Genomic DNA, 19195 nt, shown 5'->3' on the forward strand with positions numbered 1-19195 from the left:
CTGTGCAGATAGCATTAAGTTAAAACGACGTTTCATTTTCCAACCAAGGAGCTTGATATGTCTGCACAACCTGCATTGCCCGGCGTATGGTGTCCGTCAGTAACTCCCTTTGATAGCAACAATAATCTGGATATTGATGCGCTTGGCCGCCATTTTTCGCGCCTGAGCCAATCAGGTATTGATACCTTGCTGCTGATGGGCAGTATTGGCGAATTTGCCTCGCTCTCGCAGCAGGAGCGCCTGTTACTGATCCGTGAGGCGCGTCAACTCTCGCCACTGACCATGGTGGCAAATGTCTCCAGCACCTGTATTGCGGACATGCTGCAAATGGCAGATGCGGCCTGGCAGAACGGATTTGATGCTGTGATGGTGCTGCCTCCTTACTATTACGGGCAGACACATAAACAGCTGCTGAGCTATTTCAAAGCGCTGGATACACAGCTGGGCGGCAAGTGGTTCGCCTACAATTTCCCCGCACGCACCGGCTGTGATCTAACGCCTACGTTGGTCGCAGAACTGGCGGCAGAGCTGCCCAACTTTATTGGCATCAAAGACACCATGGATTGCTTGTCGCACAACCGCGCAATGATTGAAGAAACGAAGCAGGTGCGCAGCGATTTCACCGTGCTTTCCGGCTATGACGAATATCTGTTGCCCAATCTACTGGCTGGCGGTTCAGGTGTGATTTCCGGCTTGAACAATATTGTACCGGAGCTATTTGCCCGTGCGATGCAGGCCTGGCGGGCGGGCGATGTAGCGCAGCTCAGTGAGATTCAACAACGTATTGGTAAACTGATGGCGATTTACACTATCGGCGATGATTTTGTTACCACCATAAAAACGGCTGTTGCACGTCGATTTGATTCAATGCGCAGCGACTCGCGCAATTATGGTGGCGAGCTAACAGCGGAACAGTGCGAGGAAGTGGATCGTTTACTGAGTTGAAACAAACAGGACGGCGCAAAGCCGTCCCATAATTAGTTCTTTTTGACGAACTCAGATTTGAGTTTCATCTGGCCAAAACCATCAATCTTGCAATCAATGTTGTGATCGCCTTCGACCAGGCGAATGCTTTTGACTTTGGTACCAATTTTCAACGTCGAAGAGCTGCCTTTAACCTTAAGATCTTTAACGACAGTGACGCTGTCGCCATCGGCTAACAGGTTGCCGTTGGCATCGCGTACCACCAAACTGTCCGATGCATCATCGGCGTTTGCCGTCCAGATATGGCCGCAAGATGGGCAATTCAGGTTCTCGCCATCTTGCCAGGTGTAATCGGCGTGGCAGACAGGACAGGCAGGTAAGGTACTCATAAGCGCTCCTCAGAAGTCGGATGCGGTGAAGATGGCACCGCAAATGGGGCGCCATCTTATACCCTCACACTTTATATGGACAGCATTAAAACAGGCTGCCCTGACGTGCTTTAGCCACGGCTTCACCCAACTGCCACACCGCCATTGCATAGTGGGTGCTGTGGTTATAGCGCGTAATGGCATAGAAGTTGGGCAGACCATACCAATATTGATAGCTGGTGCCGAGATCCAAACGCAGCAAACTGACCTGAGTATTGCCGTCCAGCGATCCCTGCGGCGTTAACCCACTCGCGGCTAAGGTGCTGACCGGGTACTTGGTTTTAAAGCCATTCTCCAATGCCGGAGCCTGCCCGCTGGCTGGCACCGCAACGTTCTCGCCCGCACGCCAGCCATGTTCTTTGAAGTAGTTGGCTACGCTGCCAATCGCATCAACCGGATCCCAAAGGTTGATATGACCATCGCCATTAAAATCGACTGCGTATTGCTTATAAGAGGATGGCATGAACTGTCCATAACCCATCGCACCGGCAAAGGAGCCGCGCAGATCCAGCGGATCGTCTTGCTCTGTTCGCGCCATCAGCAGGAAGGTCTCCAGCTCACCGCTGAAGTAAGCTGCACGACGCGGATAGCTAAATGACAAGGTTGCCAGCGCATCCAGCAAGCGCGTTTTGCCCATTACCCTGCCCCAGCGCGTCTCAACGCCGATAATGCCAACAATGATTTCCGGCGGCACGCCGTAAACCTGCTGCGCACGCTGTAGCGCATCCTGATACTGATTCCAGAATGCCACGCCGTTCTGCACGTTATCCGGCGTAATAAACTTGTTGCGATAGCGAATCCACGCGCCATTCGGTCCGGTTGGCGGCGTATAGCTCGGGGCTTGCTGATCCATCAAACGCAGCACGTAATCCAGACGCTTCGCCTGGCCGATAACCGCATGCAATTGCTCACGGTTAAAACCGTGTTTTGCCACCATTTGATCAATGAACTGTTCAGCGGCGGGGTTACCCGCAAAATCGCCAAACATCGGTTGAACCGCGTGCGAAGGTTCCAGCAAAAAGCCGCCTTTCGGTGCAGGCACAACGGCGGGCTGCTGATGGGATGCAGGCTTACTGCTGCAGGCAGCAAGCAGAGTAATAAGCGGAAGAAGAGCAACCTTAAAACGCATTGGATATCCATAAGCCAGGTGAAACCGGAAGCACTCATGGTAATCGTTCATCGGGGTGACATACAGAGCAATATCTTAAAATTTAGCCGTTTCCCGCCCGTTTCAGCCGGTTGCAACGCGAATTTGCGAAACCGCTCCACACTTTACCTTTTTCATTAAATTTTGCTTTTTACCGTTTGCGGCAATTTGTTATGGTCGGCAGCCATAAAGCCCTGCTGGCGGATGAAGGTTACGCGGCAAAAATGGTAATATCCCGCTTTCGTTATCCGCCCAAGTGATAACGACACTTCCGGGCTGCATTGACCCAGCCTCAGGTAATTAAAAGAATGAATGTTGAGTGAGAATGAGATGAAAGGAGCAGAGCAAATGGACTTTAGTGGCCATACGCCGATGATGCAGCAATACCTGCGCCTGAAGGCCGATCATCCTGACATCCTGCTGTTTTATCGCATGGGCGATTTTTACGAGCTGTTTTACGATGACGCGAAACGCGCCTCGCAACTGCTGGAAATCTCTCTGACCAAACGCGGCGCCTCTGCTGGGGAACCGATTCCGATGGCGGGCGTGCCTTACCATGCGGTTGAAGGCTATCTGGCGAAACTGGTCCAGCTCGGCGAATCGGTGGCGATCTGTGAGCAGATTGGCGACCCAGCCTTGAGCAAAGGCCCGGTTGAGCGAAAAGTGGTGCGTATCGTTACACCCGGCACCATCAGCGATGAAGCGTTGCTGCAAGAGCGCCAGGATAACCTGCTCGCCGCCATCTTCCAGAGCCAGCGCGGTTTTGGTTATGCAACGCTGGACATCAGTTCTGGCCGCTTCCGCCTGAGTGAACCCGGCGATCTGGAGACGATGGCAGCAGAACTGCAGCGCACCAATCCGGCTGAACTGCTCTATCCCGAAGATTTCCAGGCAATGACGTTGATCGATCAACGCCGTGGCCTGCGTCGCCGTCCGCTGTGGGAATATGAAATCGATACGGCGCGCCAGCAGCTCAATCTGCAATTTGGCACCCGCGACTTAAGTGGTTTTGGCGTTGAGCAGGCGCATCTGGCGCTACGCGCTGCAGGATGTCTACTGCAATATGTTAAAGACACGCAACGCACGTCGTTACCGCATATTCGCTCGCTGAGCATGGAGCGTCAGCAGGATAGCGTGATCATGGATGCTGCTACGCGCCGCAACCTGGAAATAACGCAAAACCTGGCCGGCGGCATCGAGAACACACTGGCGGCGATACTGGATAAAACCGTCACGCCGATGGGCAGCCGTATGCTGAAACGCTGGCTGCATATGCCGCTGCGCGATGTCACGACCATTGCCCGGCGTCAGGAGTCTATCGCAGAACTGCAATCACTTAGTCAGGAGCTGCAGCCGGTGCTGCGCCAGGTGGGCGATCTGGAGCGTATTCTGGCGCGACTGGCACTGCGCACCGCGCGCCCACGCGATTTGGCACGTATGCGCCATGCCTTCCAGCAGTTGCCCGAGTTAAACCAACAACTCGAGGGCGTTGAGGCCACGCAGTTAATTAATCTGCGCTCTCAGATGGGCGAATTTACTGAACTGCGTGAGTTGCTGGAACAGGCGATCATTGAATCGCCACCGGTGCTGGTGCGCGACGGTGGCGTGATCGCTCCGGGATACAACGCTGAACTCGACGAGTGGCGTGCGCTAGCCGATGGTGCCACCGATTATCTTGATCGTCTGGAAATCCGAGAACGCGAGAAACTCGGGCTGGATACGCTGAAAGTCGGCTTTAACGCGATTCACGGCTACTACATTCAGGTCAGCCGTGGTCAAAGCCATCTGGTGCCGATTCATTACGTTCGCCGCCAGACGCTGAAGAATGCTGAACGCTATATCATTCCTGAACTAAAAGAGTATGAAGATAAGGTCCTGACGTCGAAGGGCAAAGCGCTGGCGCTGGAGAAAGGTCTCTACGATGAGCTGTTTGACCGCTTGCTACCGCATCTTGAAGCCCTGCAAATCAGTGCGGCTGCACTCTCTGAGCTGGACGTGCTAGCAAACCTGGCCGAACGTGCATGGACGCTGAATTATTGCCGCCCGGTGCTGCAAGAAAAAGCCGGCATCCGTATTACTGCAGGCCGCCATCCGGTGGTCGAGCAGGTATTGAAAGAGCCGTTTATCGCGAATCCGCTGTCACTCTCACCGCAGCGTCGCATGCTGATCATTACCGGCCCCAATATGGGCGGTAAAAGTACCTACATGCGCCAGACAGCGTTGATCGCGCTGATGGCGTGGATAGGCAGCTATGTGCCAGCAGAGGAGACCGTCATCGGCCCTATCGATCGCATTTTCACGCGCGTCGGGGCTGCTGATGATCTGGCTTCCGGACGCTCAACCTTTATGGTGGAGATGACGGAAACCGCCAACATTCTGCATAACGCTACCGAAAACAGTCTGGTACTGATGGATGAAATCGGGCGCGGCACCTCAACTTATGATGGTTTGTCGCTGGCATGGGCCTGCGCTGAAAGTTTAGCGAATCGCATCAAGGCCATGACGCTGTTTGCCACCCACTATTTCGAGCTGACCACGCTGCCGGAAAAAATGGAAGGTGTCGTGAATGTGCATCTGGATGCGGTCGAACACGGAGACACCATCGCCTTTATGCACAGCGTGCAGGATGGTGCTGCAAGCAAAAGTTATGGTCTCGCGGTGGCGGCGCTGGCGGGCGTGCCGAAGGAAGTGATTAAGCGCGCGCGTAACAAGCTGAAGGAGCTGGAAGCGTTATCTGGCAGCTCCGCCGCATCCACAGTGGAAGGTTCGCAAATGCAGTTGCTGGTGGCAGAAACCTCACCGGCGGTTGATGCGCTTGAGGCACTGGACCCAGACAGCTTAACGCCGAAGCAAGCGCTGGAATGGATCTATCGCTTGAAAACGCTGGTGTAGTTATTCGCCCGCCCAGAAGCAACGTTCTGTGCGGGCCATTTTTTTTACAATTCCCTGGTGTTAAGCAATTTTAGCGGGCTCATTCCAGTCAACTCGCCCGGCTTTAAATCACACTATATCCCCCATCGATCACTAAATTCTCGCCATTGACCATTGCCGCTTCATTGCTGCTGAGATACAACACCGTACTCGCGACTTCGTCAGGTGTGGCAAAACGTCGTGATGGGATTTTTGATTTCATCTGCTCCGCTCGCTCCCCATGCCAGTAACGCTTACCTAATTCCGTCTCAACCACCGTTGGTGAAATGGCATTAGCGGTAATACCAAACGGCCCCAACTCCGCTGCCAACACCCGCGTGAAAGACACCATGCCTGATTTGCTGGTGCAATATGCCGCGTGCTCATTGAGTGCAATGACGCTGGCCTGTGAGGCGATGTTAATCAGGCGGCCAAAACCGTGTTCTTTCATATAACGGGCACAATGCTGAGCGAGGAAGAATGGCGCGGTCAAGTTAATCAACATCGTGGTATTCCAGCTGGCAAGTTGCACTTCGCCCACGGATTCCAGCATGCCAATACCGGCGTTATTCACCAGGATGTCAACGCGGCCAAAATCATGGTGAATCTGCTCAACCAGTTCACCAAGCGCTTCGACGTTAGCCAGATCGAAAACGTAACCTCGCGCAGGGTTGTCCATCTTGCTGGCAACCGTTTTTACCTCTTCTGCGCGATCGATCATCGCCACTTGGGCACCCGCAGCACTTAAACAGCGGGCAATGGCGTAACCAATTCCCGATGCGGCGCCGGTGACGATGGCGACCTTATTTTGCAGTGAAAATGGTGTTGTCATATTATGGTCCTTTTCATTGGGAGTATTTATTTGAATTCGCTGGCCGTGGTCTTGAAAGGAGCGTTACGCTCTATTTTTGGTTGGGGATCACGAATAAAGAATGTCATGACGCCGCCAGCAAAATAGAGAACGGAGAAAGTAATAATCACGTGCTTGATTTCAAATGACAGGCCGAACATTAGTGCGGCAACCGCCGGACCAATTAGATTACCGAAACCACCCCCCAGATTTTGCACCGAAACCGCAGCGCCTTTATGCTGCGGCGCCAGCATCGGGAAAATAGCCCCCATAGGCACAAAGGAGGTGAGCGTTAAGGCTAATAACAGCGCGCAGACAATGGCTAATGCCAGATTACCTGGGAAAAATGAGGGTAAATAATAGAAAGCGGCAGTGGTAATCGTGCATCCGAAGAAACCAAACCAGCGCATTTGAAAAATCCAGCCAATACGATCGCCAATAATTCCCCAAAGCACATTGGTTATTGGTTGAACCAGGAAAAATACGCCCCAGATAGTCGCCCACTCTTTAGTAGAAAATCCTAATTCACGGGTGAAATAGATCGGCATAAATACCGGCAGGCCAAATAATGCCACATTACATAAAATGCGTGTTATCAGCGCAAAGAACATACTGCGGTCTTCGAAGATCAAGGTTATTCCGCGCGATATTTCCCGCAATTTTTCTTTGCGACTGACGCCGTTACTATTTAGATTGTGTTCACTCTGAGTTTTAACCGTAAACAATATAATCACACCGCCCACCGCAGCAAACAGCAGTGAAAGCCAAAGCGTATTAATGAACCCAATTTCAGGCACCAGAAGGCCGGAGAGGAAGGAAGCTGTAATGCCATAACCAATGGTAAACATCGACCATATCCAGCCGGTTGCGGAGGCAAGTCGATGCTCAGGCGTGCGCTGCACCACTAATACATAGAATCCATAAAAAAACAGCGGATAAGCGAAGCCGCGCAACGTATAACTCACCAACATCCAGGTAAAGTTATTTTCACTTACGCCAAAATAAACAAATACGGCATGTAACACCATCCACCAAATAGCGCCGGTGAGCATAATTTTCTTCGGACCATAAATTTCACTGACGGCACCGGAAAGCCAACTTGAAACTGCTGCCGTTAACGCATAGACGGTGAAAACTAATGAAACTTGTTTTTCTCCATAGCCGAGATCGTAGAGATATCGGGAGAGATGAGCCAATTCGATGCCATCGCCGGTCATGAAGGTGGCCATCGCAATATATCCCCATAGCAGAGATATTGGCATTCCGAAAACCACTCTGGAGTATTGTGACTTTGTACTGCTGCTTTGCACACGCATTGTTTTTCTCACTCCCTTTTAGTTATTCATTGCTTGAATATCCTGGTGATACAGCGAGCAAGAAAATGGCATAGCACCGTGTTAAAAACTTTTATCAGAGTGACACGGAGAAAAGAAATAAGGCAAAATCGCAAAGAAAGTCGTGCGCAACATTACAAATTGCTAAATGAGAGCAAGATAAACTGAGCATTTATTAGATGTTTAATTAACATCTAATGGATTTAATTTACGTTTATCTATTTAGGTGAGGGTTTAAGTGATAGCGTTAAAAGATTTTACTTTGATGAATTAACAAGTGCTGTCTGTATATTTTAACCAATAAAAAAGCGGTGGTTTTCACCACCGCTTCTTGTATTAACCACGTATTCTGTTATTCACGAAACAGTGCTTCGATGTTCAAACCTTGCGTCTGCAGAATCTCACGCAGACGACGCAGTCCTTCCACCTGAATCTGACGTACGCGTTCACGGGTCAACCCGATTTCACGACCGACATCTTCAAGCGTTGCCGCTTCGTAGCCTAACAGGCCGAAACGACGCGCCAGCACTTCACGCTGCTTGGCATTCAGTTCAAACAACCACTTAACGATGCTCTGTTTCATATCATCGTCTTGCGTGGTGTCTTCCGGACCGTTGTCTTTCTCATCGGCCAGGATATCCAGCAGCGCTTTTTCGGAATCGCCACCCAAAGGTGTATCGACCGAGGTAATGCGCTCATTGAGACGCAGCATACGGCTCACGTCATCAACAGGCTTGTCTAGCTGCTCGGCAATCTCTTCAGCACTTGGCTCATGATCAAGCTTGTGCGAAAGTTCACGCGCGGTACGCAGGTAAACATTTAACTCTTTAACGATGTGGATTGGCAGACGGATGGTACGGGTTTGATTCATAATCGCCCGTTCAATTGTCTGACGAATCCACCACGTGGCGTAAGTTGAGAAACGGAACCCACGTTCTGGGTCAAACTTCTCTACGGCGCGAATCAAGCCGAGATTACCCTCTTCAATCAGATCCAGCAGCGCCAGACCACGATTGCTATAACGACGGGCAATCTTTACTACCAAGCGTAAGTTACTTTCAATCATGCGGCGGCGAGATGGAATGTCACCCCGCAGTGCACGGCGCGCAAAGAAGACTTCTTCTTCTGCCGTCAGCAGCGGTGAATAACCAATCTCTCCGAGGTAAAGCTGCGTCGCATCCAAAACGCGTTGCGTCGCACCCTGTGACAACAGCTCTTCTTCCGCTACGTCGTTGTTATCACCAGGTTCGTTCTCAACGAGAGCCTTCTCATCAAAAACCTCAGCTCCGTTGTTTTCCTCGAATTCCGCATCTTCATGTAAATCGTTAACTTTCAGCGTATTCTGGTTCATTAGCGGCTCCTACCCGTGATCCAAGGGCAGAACCAAGGTTCTGCCGGATTATCGCTGCGGTAAATAACGCAACGGGTTTACGGATTTCCCCTTGTAACGAATTTCAAAGTGCAATCGTACTGAACTGGTACCGGTGCTACCCATGGTAGCGATTTTTTGCCCCGCCTTAACTTCCTGTTGTTCCCGGACCAGCATAGAGTCGTTATGGGCGTAGGCGCTCAGGTAGTCATCATTGTGTTTGATGATGATTAAATTACCGTACCCACGGAGCGCGTTGCCTGCGTACACCACTCTTCCCGAAGCTGTGGCGACAACAGGTTGTCCACGCGAACCGGCGATATCGACCCCTTTATTTCCGCCTTCCGCAGCGGAGAAGTTATCGATGATCTTCCCATCAGTCGGCCAACGCCAGCTTCCCACTGGAGTTGTGCTATTAGTCGTGCTGCTGACTGTAGGTGGTGCGACAACCGGAGCTGTGGTCGTTGCCACATTATTTGCTCCTTTCGACGGCAGCAATTTGCTACCCGACGAATTACCCGAATCATCAGAATACGTAATAACAGGTTGCTGTGCAACAGGGGTGGATTTAATTTGCGTCTGGCTCGGTGTAACTGGCACGCCGCCCTGCGTTGCATCGGCGGCAGTAATCGCGTTTCCACCGGTAATGGTCTGGCCGTTACCATTACCAACCTGCAGCGTTTGCCCGGCGTTCAAGCCATACGGGGCTGCAATATTGTTACGCTGTGCCAGATCGCGGAAATCGTTGCCGGTAATCCAGGCAATGTAGAACAGGGTATCGCCACGTTTTACGGTATAAGTTTCACCACCGTAGCTACCTTTAGGAATATTCCCATAATTGCGATTGTACACAATGCGACCATTTTCCGTGGCCACATTGTTATTGTCACTTACCATTCCACCTGACGGTTGTGTCGATGGTGTGCCGCCGCTTAACATTCCGCCACGTGGCATCGCGGGCACAGCGCTATTTTGTGAAGAGATCATGCCGCCGCCTGAGGCTGAAGCCATACCGCTATCGCCATTATTACCACCAATCTGGCTAATGGGTGCCTGTGTATTATCGCCAGAACTACAGCCCGCCAGCCAAAAACCTACCAAAGAAAGTGCCGCCAAACGGCGTAATTGAAATGCTGTGCTTCCCATGCTCACTGATCCCCCGTGATGGCAACCCTGAATATAAATGTGTAACGGCGTTAACCGCATTATCCACTGCGCGTAACGTTAAAAACGGTTTTTAGCATTGATAAACAAGGATAGTAACAATATCAACTGTGCCGTGCCATGTAACAGTTGTGAAGAATTGCGTAATGCTGTCCTAGGCCAGATCGCCCTGAACCAACGGCACAAAGCGCACGGGTTCGATGATTTCTTCAATCAATTCATCGCCCTGACGACGCAAACGCTTCAATACCTGCTGATCCTCGCCAACCGGCAGCACCATTTTGCCGCCGTCACCTAATTGCGCTATCAGCAAAGTCGGAATTTCAGGCGGTGCGGCGGTCACGATAATGGCATCAAACGGACCACGCGTCGCCCAGCCCTGCCAGCCATCGCCATGTCGGGTAGAGATATTATGCAGATCGAGTTGCTTGAGGCGACGCTTAGCCTGCCACTGCAAGCCCTTGATGCGTTCGACGGAATAAACATGATTAACCAGATGCGCCAGAATCGCGGTCTGATAGCCAGAACCGGTGCCGATTTCCAGCACGCGCGATTCCGGCGTGAGCTCTAACAAGGCGGTCATGCGCGCCACCATGTAAGGCTGAGAGATGGTTTGGCCGTTGCCAATCGGCAGCGCAACGTTTTCCCACGCTTTATGCTCAAACGCCTCATCGATAAAACGCTCACGAGGCACATCGGCAATGGCTTTCAGCAGGTGTTCATCATGAATGCCCTGCGCGCGCAGCTGCTCCAAAAGCGTTTCGATGCGGCGATTCACCATGCGAGTTTTACCTCTGCCTGGGTCAGCCAGTCACTTAATACTTCTTGTGCAGCATGCGCGGTCAAATCCACATGCAGCGCGGTCAACGAAACGTAGCCCGCATCCACCGCAGCGAAATCGGTATCCGGGCCTGCATCCAGCTTTTGCCCCGGCGGGCCAATCCAGTAAAGCGGCTGGCCGCGCGGGTCTTCGGTGCAGATAACCTGATCGGCGGGATGGCGGCTGCCGCAGCGGGTCACGCGGAAACCTTTGATCTCCGCTAACGGCAAATCAGGCACGTTGATATTAAGAATACGGCCGGTACGCAGCGGAGCGCGCGACAGCGCACGTAACAGCGTACAAGTGATGGATGCGGCGGTGTCGTAATGCTGATGTCCATTGAGTGAAACAGCGAGCGCAGGCAAGCCAAGATGGCGCCCTTCCATTGCCGCAGCGACGGTACCGGAGTAAATCACATCGTCGCCAAGGTTTGGACCGGTGTTGATGCCGGACACTACGATATCGGGACGCGGCTGCATCAGCTTGTTCACGCCGAGGAACACGCAGTCGGTCGGCGTGCCCATCTGCACCGCGATATCGCCGTTTTCATGTGTAAAGGTACGCAGCGGCGTCTCCAGCGTGAGCGAGTTTGATGCGCCGCTACGATTGCGATCGGGCGCGACAACCTGCACCTCGGCAAACTCACGTAAAGCACGCGCCAGCGTCTGAATACCTGGCGCATGAATTCCATCATCGTTACTCAGCAATATCCGCATCGTTACCTTCTTGTTGGAGAAGCTCACGCACCACGCTGGTGGCAAAACTGCCGGCGGGCAGCCAGAACTGCATCTCCAGCGTCACATCGTCCCACCATTCCCAGCGCAGATCCTTTGGCACCACCAGCATTGCTCGACGCGCGGCATCAACCCGCTCGCGCTCAAGCAGTGTAATCAATTCTTCTGCGCCTGCCAGGCTCTGCTGCTCAAAAAGCAGCGCGTCGCCTTGCGGACCCGCATCACCGCGACCCGGCAGCGGCGCAGTGATACGCAGTTGATGATTATCGATGCGCTGCTGCACGTCAGGCAACTCTTCCGCCTGCGCCACGAACCAGCTGCCGCGACCGGCCAGCTGTACCGCATCGCCCACCTGCACCACATCCAGTGCGCCATCACGCTGCAAACGTGCGCTGGTTACCTGATTAAACAGATGGCTGCGGGTCGCTGACAACAGCAAACCTTTCATATTGCGATCGCGCGGACGGAATGTCTCTTTCGCCCACTGTTTCGCCTGCGTCAGGTTGTTGCCGCCACGACCAAAGCGCTGCTCACCAAAGTAGTTCGGCACGCCGCGCTGTTGAATCTGTTGTAAACGTGCGTCGACTTCACGGCGATCGGAGATCTGACGCACCACTAAGCGGAACGCATTGCCCGCCAGCGCGCCGGTACGCAGTTTGCGTTTGTGGCGAATTACCTGCAGGATTTCAACGCCTTCCAGCTGGAATCCGGCCAGATTCGGCATGCCATTGCCCGGTACGCGGAAACAGAGCGTTTGCTCGGTGACTGCATGACGATCTTTCATGCCGGCATAGCTAAGGTCGCGCACCGGCACGCCGAGAAATTTGGCGATGGCTTCAGCGACAAAGCGCGTATTGCAGCCAATTTTACGGATGCGCACCAACAGCTGTTCACCTTCGCCATCATAGGGATAGCCAAGATCTTCAATCACCACGAAATCTTCGGGATTGGCTTTGATGACGCCGGTGGCAGTCGGCACGCCGTGCAGGTAATGCAGTTCACTCATGCCCGATCGGCCTTTATCAGCAGCGCAACCGCTTCACAGGCAATGCCTTCGCCACGCCCGGTAAAGCCTAGCTTTTCGGTGGTGGTGGCTTTGACGTTGACGTCATCCATATGGCAACCGAGATCTTCGGCGATATTGACGCGCATCTGCGGCACATGCGGCAACATTTTCGGTGCCTGCGCAATGATGGTCACATCGACGTTACCGATGCGATAGCCTTTCAGCTGAATCCGACGCCAGGCTTCGCGCAGCAAACCGCGGCTGTCAGCGCCTTTAAACGCCGGATCGGTATCCGGGAACAACTTGCCGATATCGCCCATCGCCACCGCGCCGAGCAAGGCATCCGTCAACGCATGCAGCGCCACATCACCATCAGAATGGGCAATAAAACCGTGTTCGAAGGGAATACGCACCCCGCCAATCACTAACGGACCTTCGCCGCCAAAAGCGTGAACGTCAAAACCGTGACCGATACGCATCATGCGCTCTCCTGTAACTGAATCTGGGTAAGATAGAAGGCCGCCAGCGCCAGATCTTCTGGCCGCGTCACCTTAATATTGTCGCTGCGTCCACTCACCAATTCCGGGTGATAACCGCAATACTCCAGCGCCGACGCTTCATCGGTAATGGTAGCGCCTTCATGGAGTGCGCGCGTCAGGCAAGCGGTGAGTAGTTGATGCGGGAAAAATTGCGGCGTTAACGCGTGCCATAAATCTTCGCGTTCAACGGTGTGGGCGATGGCGGTTTTGCCCGGTTCGGCGCGCTTCATGGTGTCGCGCACCGGCGCCGCCAGAATTCCGCCAACCTTGCTGTACTCACGTACCGCCAGCAGGCGTGCTAAATCGTCCGGATGCAGGCAAGGACGCGCAGCGTCATGCACCAGCACCCATTCGCTGTGGTGAATGGCGTTTAAGCCCGCCAGCACCGATTCGGCGCGCGTGTCGCCACCGGTCACGCGGAGAATACGGGAATCCTGCGCCAGCGGCAGTGAATCGAACCAGCCATCATCATTGCTGACCGGCACAATCACCTGTTTTACCGCAGGATGTGCCAGCAGACGTGCGACGCTGTGTTCAAGAAGGGTGAATTGACCAATGGTCAGATACTGTTTTGGGCAGGCAGCCTGCATTCGGCTGCCCACACCTGCGGCGGGCACCACGGCAATCACATCCGCAAGGATCGGGCGCTTGTTCATGGCTTATCGTTGTTGATTTTGCGCAGCTTGTTGCGCGTTACGTTTGTTCTGGTCTGGCACCAGACGATAGAAAGTCTCACCGGGCTTAATCATGCCCAGTTCATTACGTGCGCGTTCTTCGATCGCTTCAGAGCCGCCATTGAGATCGTCAATTTCGGCGAATAGCTGATCGTTACGCGCTTTAAGCTTGGCGTTATTCGCCTGTTGTGTCGCGACGTCTTCGTTGACGCGCGTATAGTCATGAATACCGTTCTTACCCAGCCACAGAGAATATTGAAGCCATCCCAGCAGCACGAGTAGCAGTAACGTCAGTTTTCCCATCCCCGCCCCCTGAAAAACGGCCCAATCATCCCATAACTTGACGCTGGACTCCACTGTGGTGGCGAAAATGCCGCGCACGGGCGTTTAGCCGTGCAAATAATGCCAGAGTAGGAGGCGAGACGGCAGGTAAAGTTTTGTAACCTGCCGATGCGTTTGCACATCAGCTGGGCGTTACCAACCGGAGAGAAATGAGAACAGCAGCCAGAACAAGCACACCACCACAATCGCCGTGGCGATCCCGCTCCAGAATAAGTGAGTGCGGATCATCAGGCTGAGCACGATACCAATCAGTACCGAAACCGGCAGCAGAGCGAGGAAGAATGGCCAGGTGTAGAGGAAGAAGAACAGCGTGTTGGAGCCGTAGAGCATGAACGGAATCGCCAGTGCGCACCAGTACGAGAGAAAGCCAAACACGCCGCCCGGCAGTGATGAGCGAGACTCATCCGGGGTGCGTTCATCTTTACGGGCTAGCATGGGCGTTACGTTCTGCATAGAGATCCTGTTGACGCTAAGCGCGGCAAACCCAAAGGGATTTGCCGCTGTCGGTTCAGGATCTGATGATATCGCGGTGACGCAGCAGGTCTAACAATTGGCCGGCGAGTTTTGTAACCAATTGTTCGCCATCAAGGTGGATTTCCGGGGCGTCTGGCGCCTCGTAAACGCTATCGATGCCGGTGAAATTACGCAGCTCACCGGCACGGGCTTTTTTGTACAAACCTTTGGGATCGCGCGCTTCGCACACGGCCAACGGCGTATCGACAAACACTTCGATAAACTGCCCTTCAGCCAGCAGATCGCGCACCATATTGCGTTCCGCGCGATGCGGCGAGATAAATGCGGTCAGCACTACTAAACCGGCATCGACCATCAGTTTCGCCACTTCGCCGACACGACGAATGTTCTCTTTACGATCGTCATCGCTGAAGCCGAGGTCACGGCACAAACCGTGACGCACATTGTCGCCATCCAGCAGATAGGTGTTCACACCGGCCCGATGCAGCGCCTGCTCCAGAGCGCCGGCCACGGTGGATTTCCCGGATCCGGAAAGCCCGGTGAACCACAGCACCACGCCTTGATGGCCGTGCTGCTGTTCGCGCTCCTCGCGCGTTACCGGATGATCGTGCCACACCACGTTTTCATCGTGTTGCGCCATTACTTGCCACCCAGCAGATCGCGCGCGTTCCAGTGTGGGAAGTGACGACGCACCAGCGCGTTCAGCTCCAGCTCGAAATCGCTGAACTGGCCCGCTTGCGTACGCACATCGGTCAGCGGCTGATTGATCATGCCCGCGCCCATCGTCACGTTGCTCAGACGATCGATAAAGATCATGCCGCCAGTCACCGGATTCTGGCGATACGCGTCCAGCACCATCGGTTCGTCAAAAGTCAGTTCGACCAGGCCAATGCCGTTAAGCGGCAGACTGTCCACGGTGCGCTTCTCTAGCGAGTTGATCTCCACCTGATGGATCACTTTCTCGACGCGCGCGCGGGTTTTCTTACCGGCGATCTTCACTTCGTAACTTTGGCCCGGCTGCAGCGGTTGTTCCGCCATCCACACTACGTCAATGGTGGCGGATTGCACCGCTTGCAGCTCGGCTTCCGCATCCACCAGCAGATCGCCACGACTGATGTCGATCTCATCTTTCAGCACCAGCGTAATCGCTTCACCGGCACCCGCTTCAGGCAGGTCGCCATCGAAGGTGACGATGCGCGAGATGGTCGATTCCACGCCCGATGGCAGCACTTTCACGCGCTGACCGACGTTGACCACGCCCGAAGCCAGCGTACCGGCATAACCACGGAAATCGAGGTTAGGACGGTTGACATACTGCACCGGGAAACGCATTGGCTGATGATCCACCACGCGGTTCAATTCAACGGTTTCTAATACGTCGAGCAGCGTTGGGCCGCTGTACCACGGCATGGTGACGCTGGGCGTTGCCACGTTATCGCCTTCCAGCGCCGACATCGGCACAAAGCGAATATCAAGGTCTTCCGGCAGCTGCGCGGCGAAATCGAGGTAATCCTGTTTGATCTGCTCAAAGGTCTCTTGCTTGTACTCCACCAGATCCATCTTGTTGATGGCGACCACCAGATGCTTAATGCCCAGCAGCGTGGAGATAAAGCTGTGACGACGCGTCTGATCCAGCACGCCTTTACGCGCATCGATCAGCAGGATCGCCAAATCGCAGGTCGATGCACCGGTCGCCATGTTGCGGGTGTACTGCTCGTGTCCTGGCGTGTCGGCAATAATAAATTTGCGCTTCTCAGTGGAGAAATAGCGATACGCCACATCAATGGTGATGCCCTGCTCGCGCTCGGCCTGCAAGCCATCAACCAGTAACGCGAGATCCAGCTTCTCACCCTGCGTCCCGTGACGTTTGCTGTCGTTGTGCAGCGAGGAGAGCTGGTCTTCATAAATTTGACGCGTGTCGTGCAGCAGGCGACCAATCAGCGTACTTTTGCCGTCGTCGACGCTACCGCAGGTCAGGAAACGCAGCAGGCTTTTATGTTGTTGCGCGGTCAGCCAGGCTTCCACGCCGCCCTGATCGGCAATCTGTTGTGCAATAACGGTATTCATCTGCGTCTCCTTAGAAATAACCCTGACGTTTCTTCATTTCCATCGAACCGGCCTGGTCGCGGTCAATCACGCGTCCCTGGCGTTCACTGGTGGTGGAGACCAGCATCTCTTCAATAATTTCCGGCAGCGTCTGCGCCTCTGATTCCACCGCGCCGGTCAGCGGCCAGCAGCCGAGCGTGCGGAAACGCACCATGCGCTGTTTGATCACTTCACCTGGCTGCAGATCGATACGGTCGTCATCGATCATCATCAGCATGCCATCACGCTCCAGCACCGGACGCGGCGCGGCGAGGTAGAGCGGCACGATCTCGATATTCTCGAGGAAGATGTACTGCCAGATATCCAGCTCGGTCCAGTTGGAGAGCGGAAACACGCGGATGCTTTCGCCTTTGTTGATCTGGCCGTTATAGTTGTGCCACAGCTCAGGACGCTGGTTTTTCGGGTCCCAGCGGTGGAAGCGATCGCGGAAGGAGTAGATACGCTCTTTCGCGCGCGACTTCTCTTCATCACGACGTGCGCCGCCAAATGCCGCATCAAAACCGTATTTGTTCAGCGCCTGCTTCAGGCCTTCGGTTTTCATGATGTCGGTGTGCTTGGCGCTGCCGTGCACGAATGGGTTGATGCCCATCGCCACGCCTTCCGGGTTGCGATGCACCAGCAACTCCGCGCCCATCGCTTTCACGGTGCGATCGCGGAACTCGTACATTTCACGGAATTTCCAGCCAGTATCAACATGCAGCAGCGGAAACGGCAGCGTGCCCGGATAGAAGGCTTTACGCGCCAGATGCAGCATTACCGAGGAGTCTTTACCGATGGAGTACATCATCACCGGATTGCTGAACTCGGCCGCCACCTCGCGGATGATATGGATACTCTCTGCCTCCAGCTGGCGCAGATGAGTAAGTCGATTTTGGTCCATAATTTTTCCTCAAGCCAAATTGACAACGGCGGACTCGCGAGCCCCCTGCTGTGCCGAATGTTGGAACCAGGCCAATTGCCCGTGCAAATTTACGACTTCGCCAATCACTAACAGTGCTGGCGTGGGCGCGGCCGCAGCCAGCGCCTCCAGTTGATCCAATGTGCCGGTCAGCACCTGCTGATCCTGACGCGTGCCGCGCCCAATCACCGCCACCGGCGTGGAGGCGGCGCGGCCATGTTCGATAAGACCGGCAGCGATTTCCGCCGCTTTCACCGTGCCCATATAAATCGCTAAGGTTTGACGTGCGCGCGCCAAAGACGGCCAATCAATGCCGTCGCCATCCGCGCGACAGTGACCGGTAATAAACAGCACGCTCTGCGCGTGGTCGCGATGGGTCAGTGGAATACCGGCATAGGCGGTTGCGCCTGCTGCAGCGGTGATGCCCGGCACCACCTGGAACGGTATGCCCGCGGCCTGCGCCGCCTGCAGCTCTTCGCCACCGCGGCCAAAAATAAACGGATCGCCGCCTTTCAGGCGCACCACGCGTTTACCCTGTTGCGCCAACGTCACCAGCATCTGATTGGTCTCTTCCTGCGGCACCGAATGCGCACCGGCGCGTTTACCGACGCAGATGCGGTCGGCATCGCGCCGCACCAGCTCAAGCACTTCGTCGCTGACCAGATGGTCATACAGCACCACATCGGCCAGCTGCATCACCTGCAAGCCACGCAGCGTCAGCAAACCGCTGTCGCCCGGACCGGCGCCCACCAGCGTAATTTCGCCCTGATTGTCGCTATCGTTTTCCAGTTCGTGATCCAGCGTGCGCCGCGCTTCATGGACGTTACCCGCCGCCATCTGGCTGGCGAACAAACCGTTAAAGGCGCGCTCCCAGAAGCGACGGCGGTCAGACATGCGGTGATAGCGCTGCTTCACTTTGTCGCGCCACTGCCCAGCCACTTCCGCCATCTGTCCGAGATTGGCCGGCAGTAACGCTTCAATTTTTTCACGCAGCAAACGCGCCAACACCGGCGCGGTGCCGCTGGAGGAGATCGCCACCACCAACGGTGAACGATCGACAATCGACGGGAAGATAAAGCTGCACTTCGGCTGATCGTCCACCACGTTCACCAGCTTGTGGCGCGCATTGGCGGCATCGAACACCTGCGCGTTAAGCGCGTTGTCATCGGTAGCGGCAATCACGAGGAACACGCCATCCAGCTGTGCCGGATCGAAGCGGTGGGCGATCCATTCAATCGCCTCAATTTCCAGCAGCGCCTGCAGCTCATGACCGAGTTCGCGCGCGGCGACCAGCACGCGCGCACCGGCACGCCGCAGCAGTTCTATTTTGCGCGCAGCGATTTCGCCACCGCCGACAACCAGCACCGGACGGCTTTTAAGATCGGCAAAGAGAGGCAGATAATCCACGTTAACCTTGCTAGTTTTACAATAAGTTAACGCGACTATACGTCCCGCCCTTCGGACAGATGAAATTAC

General features: G+C 54.5%; 19 protein-coding genes. 2 read left to right on the forward strand and 17 right to left on the reverse strand.

What is annotated here, in order from left to right; translation table 11 throughout:
* The first annotated feature begins 57 nt into the window (after nucleotides 1-57).
* The gene (locus FCN45_RS14855; protein WP_137386332.1) at nucleotides 58-945 is read left to right on the forward strand and encodes a dihydrodipicolinate synthase family protein; all 888 of its coding nucleotides are present in this window, start codon (nucleotides 58-60) and stop codon (nucleotides 943-945) included.
* A gap of 32 nt (nucleotides 946-977) precedes the next feature.
* Here the strand turns inward: FCN45_RS14855 and FCN45_RS14860 are convergent, their stop codons facing one another.
* Together FCN45_RS14860 and mltB are read right to left on the reverse strand one after the other, a co-directional pair.
* Entirely contained in the window at nucleotides 978-1313 is a 336-nt protein-coding gene (locus FCN45_RS14860; RefSeq protein WP_137386333.1) for a zinc ribbon domain-containing protein YjdM, read from the reverse strand.
* A gap of 85 nt (nucleotides 1314-1398) precedes the next feature.
* Complete coding sequence (gene mltB, locus FCN45_RS14865; RefSeq protein WP_101762612.1) at nucleotides 1399-2481, reverse strand: lytic murein transglycosylase B; 1083 nt, start codon at nucleotides 2479-2481, stop codon at nucleotides 1399-1401.
* Between the two features lie 366 nt (nucleotides 2482-2847).
* On the opposite strand from mltB, the gene mutS reads away from it, so the two are divergent.
* A complete protein-coding gene (gene mutS, locus FCN45_RS14870) occupies nucleotides 2848-5391 on the forward strand; it encodes a DNA mismatch repair protein MutS (RefSeq protein WP_137386334.1) in 2544 nt (847 codons plus the stop codon).
* Between the two features lie 103 nt (nucleotides 5392-5494).
* Here the strand turns inward: mutS and FCN45_RS14875 are convergent, their stop codons facing one another.
* From FCN45_RS14875 to cysG, 15 genes are all read right to left on the reverse strand, one after another.
* Nucleotides 5495-6241, reverse strand: coding sequence for a GolD/DthD family dehydrogenase (locus FCN45_RS14875; protein ID WP_137386335.1), 747 nt, complete (start codon nucleotides 6239-6241; stop codon nucleotides 5495-5497).
* A 26-nt stretch (nucleotides 6242-6267) separates the two neighbouring features.
* Nucleotides 6268-7488, reverse strand: coding sequence for an MFS transporter (locus FCN45_RS14880; protein ID WP_246862530.1), 1221 nt, complete (start codon nucleotides 7486-7488; stop codon nucleotides 6268-6270).
* A gap of 457 nt (nucleotides 7489-7945) precedes the next feature.
* The gene (rpoS, locus tag FCN45_RS14885; RefSeq protein ID WP_007893257.1) at nucleotides 7946-8944 is read right to left on the reverse strand and encodes an RNA polymerase sigma factor RpoS; all 999 of its coding nucleotides are present in this window, start codon (nucleotides 8942-8944) and stop codon (nucleotides 7946-7948) included.
* Nucleotides 8945-8992: 48 nt separating this feature from the next.
* Entirely contained in the window at nucleotides 8993-10114 is a 1122-nt protein-coding gene (gene nlpD / locus FCN45_RS14890; protein ID WP_210421264.1) for a murein hydrolase activator NlpD, read from the reverse strand.
* Nucleotides 10115-10280: 166 nt separating this feature from the next.
* A complete protein-coding gene (locus FCN45_RS14895) occupies nucleotides 10281-10907 on the reverse strand; it encodes a protein-L-isoaspartate(D-aspartate) O-methyltransferase (protein ID WP_008104533.1) in 627 nt (208 codons plus the stop codon).
* A complete protein-coding gene (gene surE, locus FCN45_RS14900; RefSeq protein WP_137386338.1) occupies nucleotides 10901-11662 on the reverse strand; it encodes a 5'/3'-nucleotidase SurE in 762 nt (253 codons plus the stop codon). The genes FCN45_RS14895 and surE overlap by 7 nt, the downstream gene beginning before the upstream one ends.
* The gene (truD, locus tag FCN45_RS14905) at nucleotides 11643-12686 is read right to left on the reverse strand and encodes a tRNA pseudouridine(13) synthase TruD (RefSeq protein WP_110868316.1); all 1044 of its coding nucleotides are present in this window, start codon (nucleotides 12684-12686) and stop codon (nucleotides 11643-11645) included. Before truD ends, surE begins: the two co-directional genes overlap by 20 nt.
* On the reverse strand, nucleotides 12683-13165 hold the full coding sequence (gene ispF, locus FCN45_RS14910) for a 2-C-methyl-D-erythritol 2,4-cyclodiphosphate synthase (protein ID WP_007893245.1): 483 nt from the start codon (nucleotides 13163-13165) through the stop codon (nucleotides 12683-12685). Before ispF ends, truD begins: the two co-directional genes overlap by 4 nt.
* The gene (gene ispD / locus FCN45_RS14915; protein ID WP_137386339.1) at nucleotides 13165-13881 is read right to left on the reverse strand and encodes a 2-C-methyl-D-erythritol 4-phosphate cytidylyltransferase; all 717 of its coding nucleotides are present in this window, start codon (nucleotides 13879-13881) and stop codon (nucleotides 13165-13167) included. The genes ispF and ispD overlap by 1 nt, the downstream gene beginning before the upstream one ends.
* Before the next feature lie 3 nt (nucleotides 13882-13884).
* A complete protein-coding gene (ftsB, locus tag FCN45_RS14920; protein ID WP_101762604.1) occupies nucleotides 13885-14202 on the reverse strand; it encodes a cell division protein FtsB in 318 nt (105 codons plus the stop codon).
* A 171-nt stretch (nucleotides 14203-14373) separates the two neighbouring features.
* The gene (locus FCN45_RS14925) at nucleotides 14374-14694 is read right to left on the reverse strand and encodes a DUF3561 family protein (protein ID WP_101762603.1); all 321 of its coding nucleotides are present in this window, start codon (nucleotides 14692-14694) and stop codon (nucleotides 14374-14376) included.
* A gap of 55 nt (nucleotides 14695-14749) precedes the next feature.
* Entirely contained in the window at nucleotides 14750-15355 is a 606-nt protein-coding gene (gene cysC / locus FCN45_RS14930) for an adenylyl-sulfate kinase (protein WP_008104549.1), read from the reverse strand.
* Nucleotides 15355-16782, reverse strand: a complete 1428-nt coding sequence (gene cysN, locus FCN45_RS14935; RefSeq protein ID WP_137386340.1) for a sulfate adenylyltransferase subunit CysN — start codon at nucleotides 16780-16782, stop codon at nucleotides 15355-15357. Before cysN ends, cysC begins: the two co-directional genes overlap by 1 nt.
* Before the next feature lie 10 nt (nucleotides 16783-16792).
* Nucleotides 16793-17701: a sulfate adenylyltransferase subunit CysD gene (gene cysD, locus FCN45_RS14940; RefSeq protein WP_007893231.1), complete on the reverse strand. Its 909-nt coding sequence runs from the start codon at nucleotides 17699-17701 to the stop codon at nucleotides 16793-16795.
* 9 nt (nucleotides 17702-17710) lie between these two features.
* Nucleotides 17711-19126 (reverse strand): siroheme synthase CysG, encoded by a 1416-nt coding sequence (gene cysG / locus FCN45_RS14945; RefSeq protein WP_137386341.1) that lies wholly within the window; start codon nucleotides 19124-19126, stop codon nucleotides 17711-17713.
* Nucleotides 19127-19195: the final 69 nt, after the last annotated feature.

Source organism: Pantoea sp. SO10 (assembly GCF_005281435.1).
Taxonomy (GTDB): Bacteria; Pseudomonadota; Gammaproteobacteria; order Enterobacterales; family Enterobacteriaceae; genus Pantoea; species Pantoea leporis.